Origin of the sequence: Chryseobacterium sp. POL2 (assembly GCF_011058315.1) — a bacterium.
Classification (GTDB): domain Bacteria; phylum Bacteroidota; class Bacteroidia; order Flavobacteriales; family Weeksellaceae; genus Soonwooa.
On record NZ_CP049298.1, the window covers coordinates 1,966,461 to 1,988,246 of the forward strand.

Here is a 21,786-nt window from a genome sequence, read left to right on the forward strand (position 1 = left end):
TATAAAAATTAAGATTTCAAAAGGAGATCTTGTACATCGTCCATTTTTGTCATCACAGTTCTGGCATAAGAGCAATGTGGATAGACCTTCCAATTGTTTTGCCTTGCAAAATCGATGGCTTCTTTTACCATGAGTTTTCCTAAACCTTGACCTTCGAATTTCGGGTAAATATTAACAAAAGAAATGACAAACCGACTTTCTTCTGGCATAATGGTGTAAGTGAGTCGTCCAACTTCTTCGGTATCATTTTGCATGGTGAAAAAACCGCCGTTTCCGGATTGTTGATTTTGGTATGTATAAGTCATATCTAAATATTTTTGTTTGGTTGTCAAAATTTGTTCCAAATATTCTTTGGTTAGCGATAGGGATAGTAGCGGATATCCTTTTGCAATGCGGCTGAGCGGAGCCGAAGCCCATTGTAAAAGATAGAAGCGGATAGCCCGGTCCCGAACGCTTTGGCAAAAAGCCTGGCTCGGGAATCGCCCAAAATATTACCTTACAGGGGTACGATATTCGCCGTAACCCAATAATCCATCATAGTTTCTGCCAAATGGTCTGTAATAAATCATGGCTTGATAGAGGTTTTCGGTTTGCCAAAAATTACCATTAATTTCTCCATAGTTTAAGCTTCCATCGGGATTTTTTGTAGCCAACATGTAGTTGTAAAAACCTTGTTTTAGAAAGATATCCGCAATATACATTTTGTTGGCGTCGTCATATTTCATGATGCTTTTATCATCGGCTTTGTAATCGTTAAACATTCCTAAAACATAGATGTCTTTGTCCATTTTCAGACTTTCTAAAGCGAAATGTACCCAAGAATAATCGCCTTCTTTGTTGGCATCTCTTTCAATTCCTAAGTCGTTTCTTCGGAAATAATACGCGCCATTGACATCGGGATAGGGTTGATAAGTGTCTGGATAGGCCCATACTGGGAAAAGATAAGTTTGATTTTGTCCATTCTCGGTGCTGACATTGGCGACCATATCATAAGCCTGGTTGAGGACTTTGTTATCGAAATAATAAAATTCACTATTTCCCGGAAAGGCTAAACTGAGTTGTTGAAAGAGCATTTTGTTTCCCAAAGTTGACGTTGGTCTTTGGTTCGACATAAGGCTGTTCCAATTGTTATTTTGCATGAGAGAAAGTGTGATCGACGTAATATTATTGGTCACACTGGTTCCGCTACCAACCGCCTGAACCTCGATGCGTTGACGCAAATCTGGTTTTTTAGCATCTTGAAATCTTGAGAGTTGCAAACCGACATTCGCACCTTCTTCATACATCATAAATCTTTTGGTAAATAATGGTTTCTCAGCCGAGTCTTTGTAAACTATCAATTCAAAATTCCCAGAAATTTTAGGACTTATTTTTTCATTTGGAAAAGTCAAAGTATAATGGGTATAAGCCTGAACTGTGTTAAAAGAATATTGGAAATTGTCGATTAATCCATTGAGACTTCCATTGGCATATTCTGTAAAAAATAAGCCGTCGTCTTGCCAATTGCGGTCATAATGTTTGATGGTATAGCGATAAACCTGGCTGCTATTCGTTAAATCATCAAATCTTAAAATAAGTTGTTGATTAAAACCTATTATGGGAGTCTCATCGTTGGTCTGAGGATTAAACAATTGTATGCCAGCAATCTTTTGGGCTTGAAAATTGATGATTATCAAAAGGAAAACAAAACTTAATTTCTTCATTTCACGAATATAAGAAATTAGAATCGATTTGGTATTTTTGTAGGACTAAGAATTAAATATGTTACACATCAAGAATTTTGCTTTCAATCCGTTTTCGGAGAATACTTATGTTATTTATAATGACGACAAAGAAGCATTCATCATCGACCCTGGCAACTTCCAAGTTCATGAAACGCAACAAATAGAAAGTTTTATCACAGAACAACAATTAAAAATTAAGAATATACTTCTAACACATGCACATATCGATCATGTTTTGGGATTGCAATGGGCATTTGACAAATACAATGTTCCTGTGTTGTTACATAAAAATGATAAAGAACTACTTGACCGTGCACCACTTAGCGCCATGCAATTTGGATTTCAGTTCACGCCATTTGTTGGAAATTTAGAATTTTTGAATGAAGGCGACATTCTAAAATTAGGCGAGGAAGAATTTAAAATTTTGTTTGTTCCTGGGCATTCGCCGGGAAGTATTGCTTTTTATAATGAAAAGGAAAAATTTGTGATTTCTGGAGATGTTTTATTTTATGGAAGTATCGGAAGAACAGATTTGTACAAAGCCAATTACGAGCAACTTATCGATAGCATCAAAACAAAGCTTCTGATAATGGATCCTGCAACGCAAGTCTATAGCGGACATGGCAATCCTACAAGTATCGGTTTTGAAAAAGACTACAATCCATTTTTGAAATAAAAAACGCTCTCAGTTTTGAGAGCGTTTATATTTTTAAGCTTTCCATTTGATATTGCAACCCATACTAGGCATTTGCATATCTTCTTGAGGTTGATCTGCTAAAAGGTTTTCAAAAGCTATAATCAAATCTTCACCCGTAACTTCTTTATGATTTCCTGGTCGAGAGTCGTCCATTTGTCCGCGATATACGAGTTTCAGATCTTTATCAAATAAGAAGAAATCTGGCGTGCATGCTGCTTGATAAGCTTTAGCAATCTCTTGCGATTCGTCATAAAGGTATGAAAAATTAACACCGTGTTCGTCAGCAAAATCCGCCATTAGCTCTGGACTATCAGCAGGATAAGCTACGGCATCGTTGGCGCTTATCGCAACGAATTCGATACCTTGAGTTTTGTAATCGTCATACAGTTCTGCAATTTTTTCAATAACATTTAATACAAATGGGCAATGGTTACAGATAAACATTACCAAAGTCGCTTTTTCGCCTTTAAGAGTATTTAGCGTTTCTATTTTATTTTCTTTAGACGGATTAGGAAGTGCAAAATCTGGAGCAAGAGTTCCTAAAGCCAACATATTAGAAGGTGTATTAGACATAATTATAAAATTTGTTGTAGCAAAGATAAGCTTTCTTCGACAGAATTTTCGTAGTTAACCCAATTAAGCTGTTGTAGTTTTTTGTTCCAAGTTACTTGACGTTTGGCATAGCGTCGCGAATTTTTCTTGATTTCCTCAATTGCAAAATCCAAAGTCCATTCGCCGTCCATATATCGAAACAACTCGGTGTAACCTACGGTTTGCAAAGCCACTTTATCACGATGAGCAAGCAGACCAGTTGCTTCTTGCAAGAGACCTTGTGCCATCATAATATCGACACGCTGGTTGATACGGTCATAGATAACTTCTCTCGGCGCATCTATGCCTATTCGGAAAGTTTCAAAATTCCGTTTGTCTTTGGGAGAAACCAGATTTTCGGTATAAGATTTTCCAGTTTGAAAAATGATATCCAAAGACCTGAAAAGACGTCTTGGATTTTCGAGATCGACATTCGAATAATATTCTGGATCTAAATTTTTTAAAAGATGTTGAAGCGGCTCAATACCTTCATGTTCAAAAATATATTGTAAGAGTTTTTGGTGTTCTTCATCTGCTTCGGGCAAGTCGTTCATACCTTCGACCACTGCTTTTTCGTACATTCCGCTTCCTCCCACCATGACAACATAATCATGATCCACAAACAATTCGTCCAATTTTACAAGCGCTTCTTTCTCAAATTGCCCAATTGAATAGTAATCGTCAATGCTTAAGTTCCCGATAAAATGATGCGGCACGGCAGCTAATTCTTCATCAGAAGGCACGGCAGTTCCTATTTTCATTTCTTTGTAAAACTGTCGAGAGTCACAAGAAATGATTTCGGTTTTCAGAAACTTTGCAATTTCGATTGCCAATTTTGTTTTTCCGATTCCCGTAGGTCCTACAACAGAGATAAGCCGCTTCACAATTTTATTTTTTTGCTAAAATACAAAATCGAATAATTATTATTAATTTTATTCAACTTTCAAAATATTTATGACTCCAAAAATCAAATCCAAATTGCCAAAAGTTGGGGTGAGCATTTTCACAGAAATGAGCGCCTTGGCAGCCAAAGAAAATGCGGTTAACCTTTCACAAGGATTCCCAGATTTCCCAATCGATCCAAAACTCACACAATATCTCGAAGAAGCTTCAGCAAAAGGTTTTAACCAATATCTTCCCATGGCTGGTTTTATAGATCTAAGAGAAGCTATTGCCAAAAAAATAATCGACGCGCATGATTCGGAATATGATATTGACACCGAAATAACTGTAACTTCTGGCGCTACCCAAGCTATTTTTACAACAATCGCTACTTTAATAAGCCCCGGCGACGAAGTGATTATTATAGAGCCCGCATACGATTGTTACGAACCAGCAATTGAGCTTTTCGGTGGAATTGTTAAACGATTGAGTCTTCATAAACCTGATTATAAAATAGATTGGCAGCAACTCAAGAATTTGATTTCGAGCAAAACCAAATTGATGATTTTTAACAATCCAAATAATCCTTCGGGGCAGATCCTAAGAGAAACTGACATCCAAGAACTTATCAAATTGATAAAAGACACCAATATTATTTTGTTAAGTGATGAAGTTTACGAAAATATCACTTTTGATAATCAACAACATTTAAGTTTTGTACGATATCCCGAACTTAAAGAACGAAGTTTCGTTATCGCTTCTTTTGGGAAATTGCTTCATATTACAGGTTGGAAACTCGGATATATTTTGGCTCCCAAAAACCTAATGACCGAATACAACAAAGCTCACCAATTCAATGTTTTTTGTGCCAATGCTCCAGCACAATACGCTGTTGCAAAATATATGAAACAAACAACAGATTATACCGAAATCGCGACAATGTATCAATCCAAACGCGATTATTTTAGAAAAGCAATTTCAGAAACTGGATTCAAATTATTAAACTGTGAATCCACCTACTTCCAGTCGGTAGATTTTTCTGCAATATCAGATCTAGGCGATAAGGAATTTTGTTATAATTTAACACAAAATTATAATGTTGCGGGTATTCCTTTCTCGGCCTTTTATCATAATTTTATAGACGAAAAGGTCATCCGTTTTTGTTTTGCCAAAAAACAAGAAACTTTAGACCAAGCAATCGAAAATTTACTTAAACTTAAAATATGAAAAAATTAATTGGTATTAGCTTTTTATGCGTTGGACTATTAGGAATTGCCCAAACCAAACAAGATCCAAAAGAATTAAAATTTGCAAAAGTAGATGTTAGCCCTTTAGATATTGTGTATTATCCTCTGGATGCAGCAACTGGGAAAAATGTAAATCCAGTGATGAAGGTTATCTATTCTAGACCACAAAGTAAAGGACGCTCCATCTTCGGAAACCTTATCAAATACAACGAAGTTTGGCGTTTTGGCGCCAACGAAAATACAGAACTCAAAGTTTACAAACCAATCAACATTGACGGAAAAGAAGTTTCTGTTGGGACATATAGTATTTTTGCAATTCCTGGAGAAACCGAATGGACCATAATCATCAACAAAACAACCGACGTCTGGGGCGCTTATAGTTACAATTCCGCTAACGACGTTGTTCGCATGAAAGTTCCTGCTACAAAATTGGCAGCTCCTATCGAGAACTTTTCGATTAGCTTTGTAAAAACCGATAATGGCGCGAATATGGTGGCCGCTTGGGATACAGCACAAGTAAGCCTTCCTGTTAGTTTTTAAAATATGGGCGTGTCCCAACACCCCGCCTGAAAAATATTTTTGGATTTCTAAGAAATAGTCTAGCAGTCGGGGCGCTGGGTCGGTCTTCTACGGACTACACTTCGTTTCGGTCCACAATATAAGGCGAAGCCTGCGGCTTCGCCTTATATTGTGGACTTTGTCTTTCAGACAAATCCTTCGTCCACCTCACGCACCACAACAGTCCATTATACCATAAACACTTCATTAACAAGACAAGCAGCCAATCTCGCGGTACGCTCCTGAATATCAAATTCAGGATTCACCTCTGCAACATCCAAAGCTTTCAATTTTTGACTCGCCAAAATATGACGATACAAACTCATAAAAGCAGGATCAGCAAAAATACCGTTATAAGCCGCAGCGCTCACGCCTGGCGCAATCGCCACATTAAAAACATCCATACAAATCGTAACATACAAGACATCTATACTTTCTAAAAACCGATTAACCTCGATATAAAGTCTTGGAAGGTTTTCAAAAAACAATTCTTCTGCCAAGATATAATTCATTCCGAGTTGGTGTGCGGTATCAAAAAGTTTTAACGTATTGCTATTCCTTTGTATCCCAATATGCAAACTATTAAGCACTCCTTCTTGAGCAATTTGCCAAAATCCAGTCCCGGAAGTTGCTAATCCATTTTCAGGTTCTCTATTATCAAAATGAGCATCAAAATTTATAATACCAATTTTGGCATCAGGAAAAGCCTTTCTCATGCCAGAATAATGCGCAAAAGTAATTTCGTGTCCACCGCCCAATCCAATTGACTTTCCACCAGATTTTAAAATATCAGAAACATTTTCCGCAAAATTATCTTGTGCCAATTCTAAATTCCCATCTAGACATTCTAAATTCCCAAAATCCAACAAGTTAAAATCGGCTTGTACAACAGGAAAATTTGCCATATTTTTTCTAATAACATCGGGCGCTTTCGAAGCGCCAACTCTACCTTTGTTACGCTTTACACCTTCGTCAACAGCAAAACCTTGTAAAGCAAAATCCCCTTCTTTAATATCAGAAAATTGTGTCCCACTTTTAACTTTTTGAAAAATTCTCTGGTACAAAGCCTCATCGCCATCGTAACGTCCTTGCCAATCAAAATTCATATTTAAACTATTTCTGCATTTATAAAAGTGTGTTTTGCTGTCAATCGACCTTGATAATACAAAACATTCTGGAAATTATCCGTTTCGAAACTTACAAAGTCAGCTCTTTTGCCAATGGCAATTTGGCCACGATCTTCAAAACCTAGTGCGTAAGCGGCACGATAAGTCAAAGCTGCCAAGACTTCTGCACTTGTTAATTTCTGGAAAGTTGCTAAAATTGAAGCTTGTGTTATCAAATTCCCCATTGGCGCAGATCCCGGATTCCAATCGCTGGCAATTGCAAAAATGGCTCCCGCATCTAGTAGTTTTCTTGCTGGCGCAAAACGATCCCCCAAGCCAATGCTTGCCCCTGGAAGTGCAATGGCAACAGTATTTGATTTTGCAAGGAAGTCTATGTCTTCATCTGCTGTAGCTTCTAGATGATCTGCGGATTGCGCACCAACCTCTACTGCGACACGAGAACTTCCTGGCGTAAACTGATCAGCATGAACTGTTAACAAAAAGCCCATTGTTTTTGCTTTTTCTAAAAACTCTTTAGATTCCTCTGGTTGAAATGCTGATTTCTCAATAAAAACATCTACGCGTTTGGCTAAATTTTCTTCTTTAACTCTCGGTAGAATTTCATTTAAAATATAATCAAGATAAGCCTTATTATCTCCAACGAAATCTTTCGGTTTAAGATGTGCTGCTAGACAAGTAGGGACTAAAGTAGCTTTGGTTTTAGCTTGAGCTTTTTTAATAATTCTAAGCATTTTTAATTCTTCATCAACATTAAGCCCATAGCCACTTTTAATCTCAATCGTAGTGATACCAAGGCTTAAGAGGTAATTAATCCGCTCCAATGTCAACTCCAACAACGCGTTTTCCGAAGCATCTCTTGTATGTTGTACACTACTCCAAATGCCCCCTCCCGCTTCTGCTATTTCAAGATAAGTCTTGCCTGCATTTCTCATAGCAAAGTCGTTGGCTCTGTTCCCCCCAAAACAGATATGTGTATGTGCATCTACAAAAGCTGGCAACAAAACTTGTGTGCCTTCAATTTTTTGGGTAGCGATGTCTTTATACTTTATGCTTAAATCATCAAAACTTCCAAGATCAACAATCTTGTCATGATTTACAACAACGGCTGCATCTTCAAGAATTTCTAAAGCCTCATCCTGGATTTTTCCTCTAAGAGGCATTTTATTTAAAGTGACAATTTGTTTAAATGGTCCTATTAATTTCATGTAAAAAATTTTGTGCAATAAAATTAAGAATAATGTTTCATCTTGTAATTGTAAAAAGCGAAAAGTATTTTGGACATAATAAAAAATGCAGTTTTCCCATTTGTGAAGAACTGCATTTTTTATTTTTTAAAATTTACTAAACCTACTTTGCGTGGGTCATCATATTGGCGTCAATATTAACATTAAGGCTTTGTGCGATTTTCATTCCCAACTCAATATTTGCTCTGAAAAAATGACAAAGTTGACGGTTGATGATTGTGGCACGCATTGGCCCATCAATAGCACGCATCGAAGAAACAATATTATTAACCAAAGCAGAGCGATCATCATCGTTCATCGCTTTTGTATATAAAAGTCCTGGCTGCGTGTAATGGTCGTCATCATTTTCGTTTCGATCAAAATTTGAAATACGCGTGTTATCCAAATCATATTCAAAACTTCTGTATGCTGGATCTGGTTTTATATTATCAAAACTATTTGGGTAATAATTGGGTTTGTCCTGATATTGGCTAGAATCCGCCATACGGCCATCTCGTTGATAATTGTTAGCGGCAAAAGGACATCTGTTAACCTCCAAAAGATGCGAGTTAGTGCCTAGTCTATAACGATGTGCATCAGGATAAGAAAATAATCTGCCTTGCAACATTTTATCTGGCGAAAAACTAATTCCGTCAACTAAATTGCTCGGTGAAAAAGCTGCTTGTTCTACATGTGCAAAGTAATTGATAGGAATTTCATTAAGTTCCATCTCACCGACTTCCAAAAGGGGAAATTCTGAATGTGGCCAAATTTTAGTTACGTCAAAAGGATTCCAACGAAACGCTTTGGCTTCATCATCTGTCATCACTTGGATGTATAGTGTCCATTTCGGAAAATCTCCATTCTCAATAGCTTTTACCAAATCTTCTTGCGCAAAATCAGGATTTTCTCCTTTCATTTTGTTGGCATCTTCTTGGTTAAAATTTTTAATGCCTTGTTTGGTTTTAAAATGAAACTTAACCCAAACCCTTTCATTATTTGCATTTATCATTGAAAACGTGTGTGATCCAAAACCGTGCATGTGTCGATAACCATAAGGCGTGCCACGATCTGACATCAAAATCATAACTTGATGCAATGACTCTGGATTAAGACTCCAAAAATCCCACATCATGGTTGCGCTTTTCAGATTGGTTTTGGGTTGACGCTTTTGAGTATGAATAAAATCTGGAAATTTTTTTGAATCTTTTATAAAAAAAACAGGCGTATTATTACCTACCAAATCCCAATTCCCGTCTTCTGTATAAAATTTCAATGCGAATCCGCGTGGATCCCTTTCGGTATCTGCACTTCCTTTCTCGCCTCCAACCGTCGAAAAACGAGCAAACATACGGCATGAATTTCCAAGTTTTGAAAACAATTTCGCACGGGTATATTGGCTAATATCATTTGTGACCGTGAATTTCCCATAGGCCCCCGTGCCTTTCGCATGCACGACACGTTCGGGAATACGTTCCCGCACGAAATGAGCCAAGTTCTCCTGAAGAATAAAATCTTGCAATAAAACAGGCCCTCGCGGCCCAACTGTTTGAGAATCTTGGTGATTATAATAAGGTGAACCTACAGCATTGGTTAACTTTTCCGAACTCATAAAAGCTACATTTTTGAACTATAAAGTTACGCATTATCCTTGATAATTTTTAGCTTAAAAACATAATTATTCGTTAAAAAGATTATTATATTTTGACACTTAATACATTTGAAAAAATATATTTATGATACAAATTAATAGCTATATTTGTAATAGATAAAGTATATTAAAGTGAACATTCAACAACTCGAATATCTTATTGCTGTCGATAAGTATAAACATTTTGGAAAAGCTGCACAAGCTTGTTTCATTACACAACCTACGCTGAGTGCAATGATTCAGAAATTTGAGGAGGAACTTGACCTTAAAATTTTTGACCGTACAACCCATCCGATACGTACAACAGATGCAGGAAGTGTTATTATTGATCAAGCTAAAGAAATTGTTGACGCTGTCAACGAATTAAGAAATAAAGCGCATCAACTCAACAATATTTTAGCTGGGAAAATTAATATCGGGATAATACCAACTGTTGCTGGGTATATTCTTCCAAACGAAATTTTTAGTTTTATATCCAAAAATCAACAAATTGATTTAAATATCAAAGAAATGACGACGGACAATATCATAAAAGCTTTGAAATCGGGAGAGCTTGACGCTGGCATTATCTCCACACCTTATGATGCTGCCAATGAATTTTATCACGACTTCCTATTTAATGAAGAACTAATGCTTTATATTTCTGATGAAGATTGCCAAAAGAAGGAAGAGCGTTTTGTTGTCCCAGAAGAAATCGATGTTAACAAAGTGTGGTTGCTAGAAGAAGGCAACTGTCTGAGAACGCAATTTGAAAACATTTGCCATCTTAAAGAGAACAAATTAAAGCCTAAAAATTTGGATTTTGCAGCTTCTAATGTTTCAACTTTAATCCAAATGGTTGATAAGTTAGGCGGTATCAGTATTATTCCAGAAATGGGTGTTGACCAACTAGCACCAGAACAAAAATGCAAGGTTTCCCGTTTTAGAAAACCCTTCCCTTATCGTGAAGTTAGTTTAATTTATTATAAACCGACTTACAAACAGAGAATTATTGATGAACTTATCGTACAAATAAAAACATCGATAGAAAAAAAACTTAATTTTTATAAAGCTCCCAACGATTATAACAATGTAAAACCTCAGTAAATGAGGTTTTTATTTTTATTGGATACATTATTTTGATTTAATAAAAATACTTAATAACTTTGCATAATTAAATCTGAGGAAAAATTTGTAACTGATTGCAACCTCCATAAAAAATGCTAAAACAGAAATTTCTTTTTAGTTCCTTTATGTGTTGACCACAATTTTTTTCTAATTAAAAAAAGGAATATTATGCCATATTTATTTACATCCGAATCCGTTTCGGAAGGACATCCTGACAAAGTTGCAGATCAAATTTCTGACGCCCTAATAGACAATTTTTTAGCTAATGACAAAGACTCTAAAGTAGCTTGCGAAACACTAGTAACAACCGGTCAAGTCGTGTTAGCTGGTGAAGTTAAATCTAAAGCTTATCTTGATGTACAATCTATTGCTAGAGATATTATCAACCGTATTGGTTATACGAAAAGCGAATACATGTTCAATGGAGACTCTTGTGGAGTTATCTCTGCAATCCACGAACAATCTTCTGATATTAACCAAGGTGTCGATCGCGCCGTTTCAGCAGGCGATTTTGATTCTAAAGCCAATGCACAAGGCGCTGGCGACCAAGGTATGATGTTTGGTTACGCGACTAACGAGACCGAAAACTACATGCCTTTGGCTCTAGATCTAGCGCATCAAATCCTTAAAGAACTTGCAGTTCTCAGAAGAGAAAATGATGCGATCAAATATCTAAGACCCGACGCAAAAAGCCAAGTCACTATTGAATATTCTGATGACCACAAACCTATTAGAATTGACAGTATTGTTGTATCGACACAACACGATGATTTCGGGTCAGAAGAAGCAATGCTTGCCAAAATCAAAAAAGACATCATCGAAATTTTGATTCCAAAGGTTCGAGAAACTCAAAAACCAGAAATTCAGGCTTTATTTAATGATAAAATCAAATACCACATCAACCCAACTGGGAAATTTGTAATTGGTGGACCACATGGTGATACAGGTCTTACAGGAAGAAAAATTATCGTGGACACTTATGGGGGAAAAGGTGCACATGGTGGTGGCGCTTTCTCTGGAAAAGACCCTTCAAAAGTTGACCGTAGCGCAGCTTATGCTACAAGACATATTGCTAAAAACCTTGTTGCAGCAGGCGTTGCTGACGAAGTTTTGGTACAAGTTTCTTATGCTATTGGTGTGGCGGAACCTTGTGGACTATACATCAATACGTATGGAACATCAAAAGTTAACCTTCATGATGGAGAAATCGCAAATCGTGTATCAAAATTATTTGATTTGAGACCTTATGCGATTGAGCAAAATCTTAAACTGCGCAACCCAATTTATCAAGAAACAGCCGCCTATGGCCACATGGGACGTGAGCATTATATTGGCTCAAAAACATTCAAAAAATCCGATGGCAGTACAAAAACCATCGACAACTTAGAATTCTTCACTTGGGAAAAACTTGACCGAGTAGATGATATTAAAAAAGAATTCGGTTTATAATCGAAACTTTAAAATCTTTAGCAGCTTTATTCGTTTGGATAAAGCTGTTTTTATTTAATTTTGACATTCATTAAAACTATTTAAATGAAATTAAAAGCCATAATACTAACGCTTACAATTGTATGCATCACCCAAATTTCGACGAGCCTAAAAGCGCAATCAACCACACATACTTTGCTAAATATCGGTTATGCATATCAAAACCAAAGTTTTGCAGATGTTGGGCTTAAGTTTTTATTTTTAAAGAATGATGATGTATTGTATCGCGTTGGTGCTTCCGCCCTGATGGGATCTACTAATAACGACTTCGCAATTATGCCAAAGCTACAGGCTGATATATTACTAAACTTTCAAAAAGATGTCGATCTATTCCATTCCCATTATTTCTTAATTGGTGCGGAAGCGACAAGCAAGTACATAGCTCCAAAAGTCGGTGTTAGTCTTTTGGGAATTATAGACCTGACTGCAGGATACGGATTTGGGTTTTCAGGACAAGATCTCAATGGCAAAAGCTTAAAAGGTTTCAACTTAAATTTTGGCATCAACCTACCTTTCGTAATGATTAATGATTTTTTGAAATAGTTGGAGTCTTCAAAAGTGTTAAAATTTAAAATTTAAGACTTCATTAACTTTTTTTTAGTATATTTACCAACACCAAATTACTAATCTATCGACAAAAATTTTATCTCTTTTTTAGACAAACATCGTTGAAATTACGAAATGCACAAGCATTTTGCCGAATCCATGTGAGAGATAAAGTTATGAAAACACAAACCGATAGTCAACTAATCAGCTATTACCAAAACGGCTGCGAAGGGTCTTTATCAAGACTTATACAACGCCATCAAAAAGAATTATTTAGCTTTATATTTTATAAAGTTCTGGATGAAGAGCTAGCCAATGACCTTTTCCAAGAGACTTTTATGAAAATAATTGTTACCCTTAAAGAAGGGCGTTATAAGGAGGAAAATAAGTTTATCCTTTGGGCGAAACGAATTGCCCACAATCTAATAATCGATCATTATCGCTTAAAGGCAAAACACATTAAGGTTTCCGAATCTTCCTATCAAGATGAAGAATTCAGCATTTTTGATATCATTAAAGAACCCGAAGACAATATCGAAGACTTTTTGATTAATCAACAAATAAACACTGATTTATTCAGAATACTTGGGATGCTTCCAGAGAATCAGCAAGAAGTTATCAAACTAAGATTTTTTGATGGTTTAAGTTTTAAAGAAATTGCTGAACACACAAACTCTAGTATTAATACGACTTTGGGACGTGTTCGATATGCGCTAATTAATCTTCGTAAAATAATGGAAGACAATAACATAATTTTAACAAAATAATAAATAATAAATAGAGACTGAATTGCGTTCTGTAGGTATAAGATAAATCGCCTATGAAAAAAAACGACACTTTAGCACTTAAAACATTGAAGCCTAAAAAGGAAACTATCGCATTTTTACTAAATTTTTCCAAGACTTTGGAAATAGTAAGATTAAAAGATAAAAGTCCAATTAGGATTATCAAGAATTAAGATAAAACCTTTTCAAATACTATTAAAGTTTTAGATTAATGATTACAGTCATTTTGTATGGTTAAAATTGATTATTTTTGTGCCTTATGAACAATATAAGGCACATTTTTTTTGATTTAGATAATACATTGTGGGACCATCGTAAAAACGCCTACCTTACTATAAAAGATTTATTCATCAAAACGAATATTTCTGAAGAATACAACATCGACTTCGAAATTTTCCACAAGACTTATAACCGAATTAACGAAAATCTTTGGGAATTAATTCGTGACGAAAAAATTGATAAAGAATATTTGCGCAAACACAGATTTTATGATACTTTTTTAGAATTTGGAATTGACAATTATAATCTTTCACAATATTTTGAAGCCCATTTTCTTGACCAAATATTGTCTTACAACCATTTAATGGATGGCACTCAAGAATGTCTTGATTATTTAAAATCCAAAGAATATAAACTTCACATCATATCCAACGGCTTTCAAGAGGTTACAGAACGAAAATGCATATTGTCTGGAATTTCAAACTATTTTGAAAGCATAACCAGCGCAGATTCTATCGGTAAAAGAAAACCAAACACCGAAATTTTTGCTTATGCTTTAGATAAAGAGAATGCAAATATTGGAAATAGTTTAATGATTGGTGACGACTGGATTGCCGATATAATAGGTGCGACAAATTACGGAATGAAAGCAATCTATTTCAATGTTCTTGATGAAGACATTCCCTATTCTGAAAATCTAGACTTTAAAACGATTTCTAACCTAAAAGAACTTCAAAATATCTTATAAAAAAAGCCGCAAATGCGGCTTTTTAATTTTATAAAGATTCTAAGTGTTCATCTGTAATTTCCATATTATGGAAAACATTTTGCACATCATCATCATCTTCAAAACGTTCTAGCATTTTCATATTGGTAGCAAATTGCTCAGCTGTAACTTCCTTAGTATTATTCGGGATACGCTGTAATTCGGCACTTTTAACCTCAATGTTGATTTCATCTAATTTGTGAGACAACATTCCAAAATCTTCAAAAGCTGTGGTAACAATAACCTCCGTTTCATCTTGGTCAATATCTTCTGCCCCACCATCAATCAATTCCATCTCAAAATCATCCCAAGGCATAGAAATATTAACCTTATCAATAGTGAAGATTCCTTTTCTATCAAATAAAAAAGACAACTCTCCATTTTTTCCTAAGTTTCCATCGAACTTATTAAAAATAGCACGAACATTTGCAACCGTTCTTGTAGAATTATTGGTTGTACATTCCACAAAAAATGCTACACCACCCTGTCCATAGCCTTCATAAGTAATCTCTTCATAGTTTTCTGCCTCTGCCCCCGAAGCTTTCTTAATGGCTCTTTCGACATTATCTTTCGGCATATTAGCACCTTTAGCATTCTGAATGCAACGACGTAATGCTGGATTAGATTCTGGATCTGGACCTCCAGCTTTTACAGCTAAAGCTATATCTTTCCCTATTTTCGAAAAGGTTTTGGCCATCTTATCCCAGCGTGCCATTTTCGAAGCTTTTCTATATTCAAATGCTCTTCCCATTGTGTATTGAAAATTTATTTACAAAAGTACTTTCAATTCGTGAAATATGAAAGTATTTAAATAAAAAACACCCTCAAAAATGAGGGTGTTTATATTTAGAAAAATAAGTTAATTATTTTTTCTTTTTAGCTGGAGCTTTTTTCTTAGCTGGCGCTTTTTTAACTACCTTCTTAGTTACTACTGGAAGGTCAGATTTTTGCATTGACTGCCAAGCATCTTTATTAACAGCTGTAACAACTACAACTCTGTCAACTTGTCTATCTGCATCTGAAGCTTTTTCATCAACAGTAGCTTTTTGCTCACCAACACCAATTGATTTCAATTGATTATCGCTAACACCTCTAGCCTCTAAAGCTCTTACTACTGAAGCAGCTCTTTCTCTAGAAAGTTTTAAGTTGTAAGCCTCAGAACCTTTCTTATCTGTACGACCTTCTACTAAGAATAATCCGTCTTTAGCATCTTTAATGATTGTAGCAGCTTGGTCTAATTTAGCATTAGATTCAGCTTTTATAGTTGATTTGTTGAAATCAAATAAGATTCCTTTAAGAGCACCTGTAGCTTCTAAAGCATAAGCTTCAGCTGGTTTTGGACAACCGTTGTATTCTTTAAGACCGAATACTGTAGGACAAGCATCGTCTTTGTCTAATACACCGTCACCATCCGTATCTGGCCAAGGACAACCGTTGTTTTCAGCTGGACCAGGAACAGTAGGACATTGATCATCTTTATCTAATACACCATCTCCGTCAGTATCTGGCCAAGGACAACCGTTGTTCTCTTTTGGACCAGCAACATCTGGACATTGGTCATCAATATCAGGAATACCGTCTCCATCTGTATCAGGACAACCTTGGAATTCTGCTAAACCTGGAGTATCTGGACATCTGTCTTCTTTATCAGGGATACCATCTTTATCTCTATCCGTGTTACCAAATCTAAATAAAATTGAAGCAGAAGCTTGCCAGAAGTTAGCAATGTTAGATTTGTCTCCAGGTGTAGAAACATAATCACCCTGAACACCTAAACCGAAGTTTTTAGTCACCCAAAGATTAAGACCTGCACCCGTAGCAACTGTGAAGTGATTAGCTTTTCCATCTCCTCCTTCATTATCCCAACCATTATAAGTTGCACCACCACGTCCTCCAGACACTGCAGGGAAATTCATTCCACTATAATCATGTCTTAGGTAGTTAGCACCAACTCTTAAGTAAGGATCAAACCAAGACTCTTCATTCCAAAGACCATTGAATTTGAATTGTAAACCAAGACCTGTTTGTAAGAAGAATTCTTTATCAAGACCAAATCTCTTGTTATCAACATTACCTACAGTTGTTTGCCAGTCTAATACCAAATACTTGTTTAAGTTTCTAGCAACTGTTAATTTAGATAATGGTGGAGTAATTGAGTATTTTGAAACTCCGAATAAATTTTGTTTAAAATTCCACGCAGAGAACGTACCACTAAACTGGCTTCTTTGCGCTACGTGGTTTACGCCATGCATACCTACACCGATAACCCATGGGTTACTTGTAGTCTGCGCGAAAACAGTAGAGGCAATAGTAAGTGCCAATGCTGAAATTCCTAATTTTAGATTTTTCATAGAATTAAATGATTAAATAATTGATAATGCAAAATAAATATAATTTTTCGTTATAAACAAAGTTTTTTTAACTTTTCTTTAATAGTCTTTGAAGGTTAACTTTATTCTCTCGGTCTTTAATTGCCTCTCTTTTATCATAAAGTTTTTTTCCTCTAGCCGATGCAATCAGGAGTTTTGCTTTTCCTCTATCGTTAATATATAACTTTAAAGGTATTATCGTATTACCAACATCCTTTAACTTTTTTTTAAGTTTTTGCAATTCGTATTTATGCAGTAACAACTTCCGTGCCCTTTTAACTTGATGATTATAAAAAGTCCCGAGTTTATATTCATCTATCTGCATATTAATAATATAAAGTTCATCACCCTGGAATTCACAAAAACTTTCTGTGATGGAAGCTTTTGAAGATCGTAAGGATTTAATTTCTGTACCAGTCAAGACAATACCAGCCTCATACTCATCAAGAATCTCGTACTCAAAACGAGCGCGCTTGTTAAAAATATTAACTGTTTTTTCTATTTTCATAGGCTTTTATATAGAGTAACGGAGACAATTTATTATCCCAACTAAATTTCGTATTTTTGCACAAATTTACAAAACTCTATGTTAACAGTATCTAATTTATCACTTCAGTTCGGAAAAAGAGTACTTTTCGATGAAGTCAACATAAAATTCACTAAAGGAAATTGCTACGGAATTATTGGTGCAAATGGCGCTGGAAAATCTACTTTTTTGAAAATACTTAGTGGAAAACAAGACGCAACAACAGGGAATGTATCGCTAGAAACAGGTAAAAGAATGTCCGTTCTTGAGCAGGATCACTTTGCTTATGATAATTTCACCGTTTTGGAAACAGTTCTTCGTGGAAACAAAAAACTTTTCGAAATCAAAGAAGAGATGGATGCGCTTTATGCAAAACCAGATTTCTCTGATGAAGACGGCATCAAAGCTGGAGAGCTAGGGGTTATATATGATGAAATGGGTGGTTGGAATGCCGAGTCTGATGCGCAAACTATGTTGTCAAACGTGGGCATCAAAGATGAAATACACTACCAAATGATGTCCGAATTAGAAAACAAAGACAAGGTAAGAGTTTTGCTTGCGCAGGCTTTGTTTGGAAATCCAGATGTTTTGATTCTCGATGAGCCTACCAACGATTTGGACATAGACACTATTGCTTGGTTAGAAGACTTCTTAGCAGGTTATGAAAATACAGTTATTGTAGTGTCGCACGACCGCCACTTCTTAGATGCTGTTTGTACACACATCGGTGACTTAGATTATTCTAAACTTAACCTATATACAGGTAATTATAGCTTTTGGTATCAAGCTTCACAATTAGCAACAAGACAAAGAGCACAAGCTAACAAAAAAGCAGAGGAAAAGAAAAAAGAGCTCCAAGACTTTATCGCAAGATTTAGTTCTAACGTCGCAAAAGCGAAACAAGCGACTGCACGTAAGAAGATGATTGACAAATTAAACATTGAGGACATCAAACCTTCTTCTCGTCGTTATCCAGCAATTATTTTTGACCAAGAAAGAGAAGTTGGAGATCAAATTCTTGAAGTTAAAAATCTTGAAAAAACAAAAGACGGCGAATTATTATTCTCAAATATTGACATCAACCTTAAAAAGAATGACAAGGTAGCTATCATTTCGAAAAGCTCATTAGCAATTACTGAGTTTTTCCAAATTATCACAGGAAATACAGAAGCCGATAAAGGATCTTTCCAATGGGGTGTGACGACAAAACAAAGTTATATGCCTCTTGATAATGCCACTTTCTTCCAAGATGATATTAATCTAGTAGACTGGCTGCGTCAATTCGTTTTAACAGACGAAGAAAGACACGAAGAGTATGTAAGAGGCTTCTTAGGCAGAATGCTTTTCTCAGGCGATGAAGCTTTGAAATCTTGTACAGTCCTTTCTGGAGGAGAAAAAATGCGTTGCATGTTCTCTAGAATGATGTTGCAAAAAGCCAATGTTTTAGTATTAGACGAACCAACCAACCACTTAGACTTGGAAAGCATTACAACTCTGAATAACTCTTTATCGAACTTCAAAGGGAATATTTTATTATCTTCTCATGACCACGAAATGTTACAAACAGTCTGTAACCGTATTATCGAATTAACACCAAAAGGTGTCATTGATAGAGATATGTCATACGATGAGTATCTTGAAGATAAAAAGATCAAAGAATTAAGAGATCAAATGTATTCTTAAAATAAACAAAGACCACTGATTTTCGGTGGTCTTTGCTTTTATTAACAATTAAAATTTAGTTTACTTCTATCAATTTATGCTTAATCGCATATATAACCAGTCCTATTCTTGTTTTAACATCTAGCTTTTGAAAGATATTTTCTCTATACCCATCAATAGTTTTGGGACTTAGGCACATTTCATCAGCAATTTCTTTGTAGGTTTTTTCTGTACAAGCTAATTTAATAAATTCGAGTTCTTTGTCTTTTAGAACAATCGTTTCGTTGCTTTTATTAAGAGAATGAATCAAAAAATTGGAGACCATTTCAGAGTAATAGAAGCCTTTTTCATAGACCTCATCTAGTGCTTGTTTAAAAAGATTCGGACTTGTATCTTTTAATATGTAGCCTTTGGCACCATTGGTCAACATTTTCAAAACTGTTTCTTCCTCATTATTAACGGACAATGCCAAGACTTTAACATCAAAATAGTTAACATTAAGATACTTCATCGTTTCCACACCGTTCATTATCGGCATATTGACATCCAGCAATACCAAATCTGGTTTTTCCATATCATTATCCAAAGCATTGATAAAATCTTTCCCATTTACAAAATGTCCAACTACGGCATAATTTCCAAAAGTCCCTATTAAATAACTTAAGGATTGTGCAAACAATTGGTGATCATCAACAATTACTATCTTCAGCTTTTCTTTCATAAAATAATCTACTTATAAATATGGATAATCGATTGTCATCAAAGTTCCTTCTCCTAATTTCGAATCAATCGCATATTTAGCATTAATAAGCTTGGCTCTGGTTTTGATGGTTTTAAGACCAGCTCCAGACATTTCTTTACCTTTTACAACAAAACCTTTACCGTAATCTCGCACGCTTATAAAGCAGTTTTGAAGGTTATTTTTAATTTCAAGTTCAATTTTTACACTTTGCGAATGTTTCAAAATATTGTTAATAATCTCTTGAAGCATTCTGTATATAATAACCTGATGCGCTATGGAAATATTGTTCGGGGCACTTCCAATTAGCTTAAAATCGCATTTTATGTTTTTTAGAAATTCTATTCTTTGCAAGTCCTTTTCTAATAAATCTGTGAAAACTACTTCGTTTTGCACTTCAGAAAGACTGGCTTTGGAAATATAGCGTATTTCTTCCAAAGACTTTTCTATTAATTTTTTTACGGCAAGACTATTTTCTTTTTCGGTTTCGTTGTCTTGACAACTAATTTGCATATTAAGTTGCATAAGCGCAGCGGAAAGAATTTGCCCGACATTGTCATACAATTCTCGGGTAAAGGCCAAAGTTCTTTCTTCTTTTATCTCCAGCAAAGAATTTTGTAAAGCGGATTGAAATTTAATTTTTCTTTCCAATTGTTTAATACGCAATTTGGCTTTTCTTCTTTTAAAAAAAACCAATACCATGATAAGCAAAATCAAAAAAAACAAAATGCCAGTAAGCCAATTAACCAGCTGCAAATTAATCCAAAGCATGTCTAAAATTTAAGAAATTGATTTTACACAATCTACAACAACTATTTTAAGCCTTATTTTAAGAAATATGAATGTTTCCCATAAAACAATCCAACAAAAGTAATCCCTCGTCCAAACATACAAAAGGGGAAATTTCCCCTTAATTTTTAAGGCATTTTCCTGATTGACTTTATATAAATATATTCTACATTTGTTCCAACAAAAACACTAATTATATAAAACCAATAACCATTAAGACCAAAAAAGAGACTACCAAAAATGATAGTCTCTTTCTTATGGAAGAATTCTTCATCATTCACTTTTTCGAAAAACTCTGAAGATTAATTAGACATAAATTTTAAGATATTTTCCCAGTGTAGAAATTATAATCTTTAATTACAATATTAATGAATTGCAAATCGGTATAGGTAAGATTATCCGCATCCAGCTTGATAGTTTGTTTTATTTTATCTGCTAATTTTTTAACAAGCATTGTATCTTTAGCTTTTATAGCACGTTGATAATTTTCTTTAATAATTCGGATATCATTGTCATTCAACAAAATAACTTGAGGAAATACCGGAATATAATCCTCCTTTAACTCCTCCAAAATGGTATGCGACATATTAACATCACTTTTTAAAGAAATAACCGCGCATCCGGCAACTACATCGCCCAAACGTTGATTGTATTTTGAAGTCACCATACTTATCAAACCAACCACGCCAAAATTAGAATAAACATCAATAAGTCGCATAAACCAACGCATGAGATAATCTCCAAAGCTTGCTTGGTAACCATCTATTTTGACCACACGAATTTTCATTAATTTTTTACCAGGTGTTTGGCCTTCGAAAAAACTTTCCAGAACAAAAGTATAAACAATCGCTGGCAAATACATAATTGCCATAAAAGCACCATAGGACCAATTATCCCACCCGCTCATAAAACTACCAATACGCAAAACATCAAAAAGAATCCAAGCTGCTGCAAAAGCATACGCTAGCTTTATCAACACATCAATTACAAAAGCAAAAAACCGCTCTCCAACGCTTGCAATTTTGAAATCGATGTTGACATTTTGAGATGTATTGATACCTATTTGATTCATTTTTTTTGTTACATTAGC

General features: G+C 35.2%; 22 protein-coding genes. 9 read left to right on the top strand and 13 right to left on the bottom strand.

Annotated features, from left to right (window positions below):
- Positions 1-8: 8 nt before the first annotated feature.
- Together G6R40_RS09140 and G6R40_RS09145 are read right to left on the bottom strand one after the other, a co-directional pair.
- The gene (locus G6R40_RS09140) at positions 9-305 is read right to left on the bottom strand and encodes a GNAT family N-acetyltransferase (protein WP_165134334.1); all 297 of its coding nucleotides are present in this window, start codon (positions 303-305) and stop codon (positions 9-11) included.
- 186 nt (positions 306-491) lie between these two features.
- Positions 492-1,703, bottom strand: a complete 1,212-nt coding sequence (locus tag G6R40_RS09145) for a DUF5103 domain-containing protein (protein ID WP_165134337.1) — start codon at positions 1,701-1,703, stop codon at positions 492-494.
- Between the two features lie 58 nt (positions 1,704-1,761).
- Between G6R40_RS09145 and G6R40_RS09150 the strand changes: the two genes are divergently transcribed.
- Positions 1,762-2,400 carry an MBL fold metallo-hydrolase gene (locus G6R40_RS09150; RefSeq protein ID WP_165134340.1) on the top strand — a complete coding sequence of 213 codons (639 nt, stop codon included), beginning with the start codon at positions 1,762-1,764 and terminating at the stop codon, positions 2,398-2,400.
- Between the two features lie 33 nt (positions 2,401-2,433).
- On the opposite strand, the gene G6R40_RS09155 is transcribed toward G6R40_RS09150, so the two are convergent.
- Both G6R40_RS09155 and miaA read right to left on the bottom strand, forming a co-directional pair.
- The gene (locus tag G6R40_RS09155) at positions 2,434-2,994 is read right to left on the bottom strand and encodes a thioredoxin family protein (protein WP_165134343.1); all 561 of its coding nucleotides are present in this window, start codon (positions 2,992-2,994) and stop codon (positions 2,434-2,436) included.
- A 2-nt stretch (positions 2,995-2,996) separates the two neighbouring features.
- The gene (gene miaA, locus G6R40_RS09160; protein ID WP_185670508.1) at positions 2,997-3,899 is read right to left on the bottom strand and encodes a tRNA (adenosine(37)-N6)-dimethylallyltransferase MiaA; all 903 of its coding nucleotides are present in this window, start codon (positions 3,897-3,899) and stop codon (positions 2,997-2,999) included.
- Between the two features lie 67 nt (positions 3,900-3,966).
- On the opposite strand from miaA, the gene G6R40_RS09165 reads away from it, so the two are divergent.
- On the top strand, positions 3,967-5,121 hold the full coding sequence (locus G6R40_RS09165) for a methionine aminotransferase (protein ID WP_165134349.1): 1,155 nt from the start codon (positions 3,967-3,969) through the stop codon (positions 5,119-5,121).
- A complete protein-coding gene (locus G6R40_RS09170) occupies positions 5,118-5,681 on the top strand; it encodes a DUF2911 domain-containing protein (RefSeq protein ID WP_165134352.1) in 564 nt (187 codons plus the stop codon). The genes G6R40_RS09165 and G6R40_RS09170 overlap by 4 nt, the downstream gene beginning before the upstream one ends.
- Before the next feature lie 206 nt (positions 5,682-5,887).
- Here G6R40_RS09170 and hutG read toward each other — a convergent pair whose 3' ends face one another.
- From hutG to G6R40_RS09185, 3 genes are all read right to left on the bottom strand, one after another.
- Positions 5,888-6,805: a formimidoylglutamase gene (gene hutG / locus G6R40_RS09175; protein ID WP_165134355.1), complete on the bottom strand. Its 918-nt coding sequence runs from the start codon at positions 6,803-6,805 to the stop codon at positions 5,888-5,890.
- Between the two features lie 2 nt (positions 6,806-6,807).
- Positions 6,808-8,031 (bottom strand): imidazolonepropionase, encoded by a 1,224-nt coding sequence (gene hutI / locus G6R40_RS09180; RefSeq protein ID WP_165134358.1) that lies wholly within the window; start codon positions 8,029-8,031, stop codon positions 6,808-6,810.
- Between the two features lie 142 nt (positions 8,032-8,173).
- A complete protein-coding gene (locus G6R40_RS09185) occupies positions 8,174-9,661 on the bottom strand; it encodes a catalase (protein WP_165134361.1) in 1,488 nt (495 codons plus the stop codon).
- Between the two features lie 171 nt (positions 9,662-9,832).
- On the opposite strand from G6R40_RS09185, the gene G6R40_RS09190 reads away from it, so the two are divergent.
- From G6R40_RS09190 to G6R40_RS09210, 5 genes are all read left to right on the top strand, one after another.
- On the top strand, positions 9,833-10,786 hold the full coding sequence (locus G6R40_RS09190) for a hydrogen peroxide-inducible genes activator (RefSeq protein WP_165134364.1): 954 nt from the start codon (positions 9,833-9,835) through the stop codon (positions 10,784-10,786).
- A gap of 189 nt (positions 10,787-10,975) precedes the next feature.
- On the top strand, positions 10,976-12,256 hold the full coding sequence (metK, locus tag G6R40_RS09195; protein ID WP_165134367.1) for a methionine adenosyltransferase: 1,281 nt from the start codon (positions 10,976-10,978) through the stop codon (positions 12,254-12,256).
- 84 nt (positions 12,257-12,340) lie between these two features.
- Positions 12,341-12,838, top strand: coding sequence for a hypothetical protein (locus G6R40_RS09200; protein WP_165134370.1), 498 nt, complete (start codon positions 12,341-12,343; stop codon positions 12,836-12,838).
- Positions 12,839-13,017: 179 nt separating this feature from the next.
- A complete protein-coding gene (locus G6R40_RS09205) occupies positions 13,018-13,608 on the top strand; it encodes an RNA polymerase sigma factor (protein WP_165134373.1) in 591 nt (196 codons plus the stop codon).
- A 277-nt stretch (positions 13,609-13,885) separates the two neighbouring features.
- The gene (locus tag G6R40_RS09210; RefSeq protein ID WP_165134375.1) at positions 13,886-14,593 is read left to right on the top strand and encodes a YjjG family noncanonical pyrimidine nucleotidase; all 708 of its coding nucleotides are present in this window, start codon (positions 13,886-13,888) and stop codon (positions 14,591-14,593) included.
- 28 nt (positions 14,594-14,621) lie between these two features.
- Here G6R40_RS09210 and G6R40_RS09215 read toward each other — a convergent pair whose 3' ends face one another.
- The 3 genes from G6R40_RS09215 to smpB all read right to left on the bottom strand — a co-directional run bounded on the left by G6R40_RS09215 (position 14,622) and on the right by smpB (position 17,488).
- Positions 14,622-15,362: a YebC/PmpR family DNA-binding transcriptional regulator gene (locus tag G6R40_RS09215; RefSeq protein ID WP_165134378.1), complete on the bottom strand. Its 741-nt coding sequence runs from the start codon at positions 15,360-15,362 to the stop codon at positions 14,622-14,624.
- A 112-nt stretch (positions 15,363-15,474) separates the two neighbouring features.
- Positions 15,475-16,962 (bottom strand): OmpA family protein, encoded by a 1,488-nt coding sequence (locus G6R40_RS09220; protein WP_165134381.1) that lies wholly within the window; start codon positions 16,960-16,962, stop codon positions 15,475-15,477.
- Between the two features lie 67 nt (positions 16,963-17,029).
- The gene (gene smpB, locus G6R40_RS09225; protein WP_165134384.1) at positions 17,030-17,488 is read right to left on the bottom strand and encodes an SsrA-binding protein SmpB; all 459 of its coding nucleotides are present in this window, start codon (positions 17,486-17,488) and stop codon (positions 17,030-17,032) included.
- A 78-nt stretch (positions 17,489-17,566) separates the two neighbouring features.
- Between smpB and G6R40_RS09230 the strand changes: the two genes are divergently transcribed.
- Positions 17,567-19,189 carry an ABC-F family ATP-binding cassette domain-containing protein gene (locus G6R40_RS09230; RefSeq protein WP_165134387.1) on the top strand — a complete coding sequence of 541 codons (1,623 nt, stop codon included), beginning with the start codon at positions 17,567-17,569 and terminating at the stop codon, positions 19,187-19,189.
- A gap of 55 nt (positions 19,190-19,244) precedes the next feature.
- On the opposite strand, the gene G6R40_RS09235 is transcribed toward G6R40_RS09230, so the two are convergent.
- From G6R40_RS09235 to G6R40_RS09245, 3 genes are all read right to left on the bottom strand, one after another.
- Positions 19,245-19,889 carry a response regulator gene (locus G6R40_RS09235; protein ID WP_165134390.1) on the bottom strand — a complete coding sequence of 215 codons (645 nt, stop codon included), beginning with the start codon at positions 19,887-19,889 and terminating at the stop codon, positions 19,245-19,247.
- A gap of 12 nt (positions 19,890-19,901) precedes the next feature.
- Entirely contained in the window at positions 19,902-20,558 is a 657-nt protein-coding gene (locus tag G6R40_RS09240; protein ID WP_165134393.1) for a sensor histidine kinase, read from the bottom strand.
- Between the two features lie 457 nt (positions 20,559-21,015).
- The gene (locus tag G6R40_RS09245; RefSeq protein WP_165134396.1) at positions 21,016-21,768 is read right to left on the bottom strand and encodes an RDD family protein; all 753 of its coding nucleotides are present in this window, start codon (positions 21,766-21,768) and stop codon (positions 21,016-21,018) included.
- Between the last annotated feature and the right edge of the window lie 18 nt (positions 21,769-21,786).